This is a genomic window from bacterium (assembly GCA_024226335.1).
GTDB lineage: Bacteria > Myxococcota_A > UBA9160 > SZUA-336 > SZUA-336 > JAAELY01.
In genome coordinates this window covers 1-1,944 of the sequence record JAAELY010000359.1, presented here as the reverse complement: position 1 = coordinate 1,944, position 1,944 = coordinate 1, and the positions used below count along the sequence as shown (strand labels likewise).

The 1,944-nt window shown below is 59.9% G+C and carries 1 protein-coding gene; it reads right to left on the bottom strand.

Annotation, left to right across the window (positions count from 1 at the left end):
* Positions 1–169 precede the first annotated feature (169 nt).
* The gene (gene ltrA / locus GY725_18935) at positions 170–1,477 is read right to left on the bottom strand and encodes a group II intron reverse transcriptase/maturase (GenBank protein ID MCP4006264.1); all 1,308 of its coding nucleotides are present in this window, start codon (positions 1,475–1,477) and stop codon (positions 170–172) included.
* Between the last annotated feature and the right edge of the window lie 467 nt (positions 1,478–1,944).

Here is a 1,944-nt window from a genome sequence, read left to right as displayed (position 1 = left end):
GACCTGGATTCCGGGTAGGGGCGGGCTTTCACCACTGTCGCCGTAGCTCCAGAGGCTATAGCCCACGCCCCCCACAGATCCGTACGTGAACGATTCGCTCATACGGTTCCTCGGTAGCCAGGGCCTCGACACAGCCCCAGCGCATAACTTTGCTGCCCTACAAGCGGTATCAGACGTTGGCATGGATGATCCTGGGTACAGGCAGCGGGAATTCTTTCTCGATCCTCTCGGCAAAGTTCTCCCACTTGATCCGAGACTTCTGACTGCGACGACGCAACCACTTGCACCACGCCTTCCGTGTGTGCTGGTACAAGGCTTCCAAAGCCTCGTAGTTGCACCGAACGGCGTAGTAGTTGTAGTGACCGTGGAGCTTTCGCACCAAGGTCTCATGTTGCACCGCCACTTCCACGTGGCGGTTGTCCTTGCACCATCGCATCACCCTCCGCATCGCTCGGCGGAGCCGATCGCCCCGCGTCTTCTTCTTCACTACCCAGGCTCCTCGGCGCGATCTCGCCCAGTAAAATGTGAACCCGACAAAGTCGAATGTGCCGTTCCCTTTCGCCTTCGGACTCTTGACAGCGGCCCGAGGCTTCCTGAACTGGATCAGCCGAGTCTTTTCCGGATGTAGCTCCAGGCCATATTTGCCCAGTCGCTTGGGTAGAACTTCCAGCACCCGGAGCGCGTCCTCCTTCAGTTCACAGAGGATGACGAAGTCATCCGCAAAGCGAACCAGGAGGGAGCGCCCGCGGAGGCGTGGTTGGACCACCTTCACGAACCACTCATCCAGGACGTAGTGGAGGTAAATATTCGCCAGGAGCGGGGAGATCACTCCACCTTGGGGCGTCCCGGTTTCGGGGTTGATCAACTCTCCCCCGTCCAGCACTCCCGCGTTGAGCCACTTCCCAATCAGGCGATGGATACCTCCATCCGTCACGCGGCGCCCCACGAGATCTCGCAGGATACCGCGATCCAAATTGTCAAAGAATCCACGGATGTCCGCATCCACGACCCAGCCCCCTCCAAATCTCATGCTCGCCTCCCGCAGCACGCTGACAGCTTGGTGTGCCCGCTTGCCGAAGCGAAACGCGTACGAGAATCCATAGAACACCTGCTCATAGATCGGAACGAGCAGTGTCACCACGGCTCGCTGGACGATCTTGTCCTCGAAGATCGGGATCCCGATCGGGCGCCGCCCGCCGTCGTCCTTCGGGAGCGTCGTGCGACGTACCGGAGTGGCGCGGTAGCGACACGTCCGGAGACGCTCATGCAGATCCCTCAGGTTCGACTCCAGGTTCATGGCGTATTCCCGCCCGGTCACCCCGTCAACGCCCGGCGCTCCATCCTTCCGCGTAAGCTGGAAGGCATCGCGCAGCAGGTCCATGTCGATGAGATGGGCTAAATTCGTGAACACCCTTGTCTGGTCTACGGCTTGCGCCGCAATCTGACGGAGGTTCGTTAACAGAGTTGGTGAACTCAAGTCTCTCCCCTGTTTCTTCCCGTCAGAGCGTTATGCCCGGTTTCACCTTCCCTATAGCGGGTCGCTTGGACTTCACTTCCCCGCCTTCCCGATCGGATAGGGTTCTGACCTCGATTCCGACCCTCGGTACTATGATCCACTAAGACTTCCAACACGCCATCCCCTAGGCTTCGGTTTGTTAGCCTCGCCGTCCGGTACCTCTCAGCCATCCCTTTCCTTCGCTCTCGGCAGGGGCGGATAGCTTCCACTCTGCCGAGCCTGGAGACATTTGTAACCCGGTTCCCCTTGGACCGGCTCGTTTTGAGGAGTGAGTTGGATCTCCCGAGTTCCCAGGTCTCCCCCGTAGATGCATGCCCTGGTCTCAGACCCCGGTGGTGTCCCCACAGCACCGCCGCTGGCTGTCGAGGACTGCTGCCTTCCACGCACTGCAGCGCGTCGGCTTTCCCACGACGCCATGCTTATCCTAT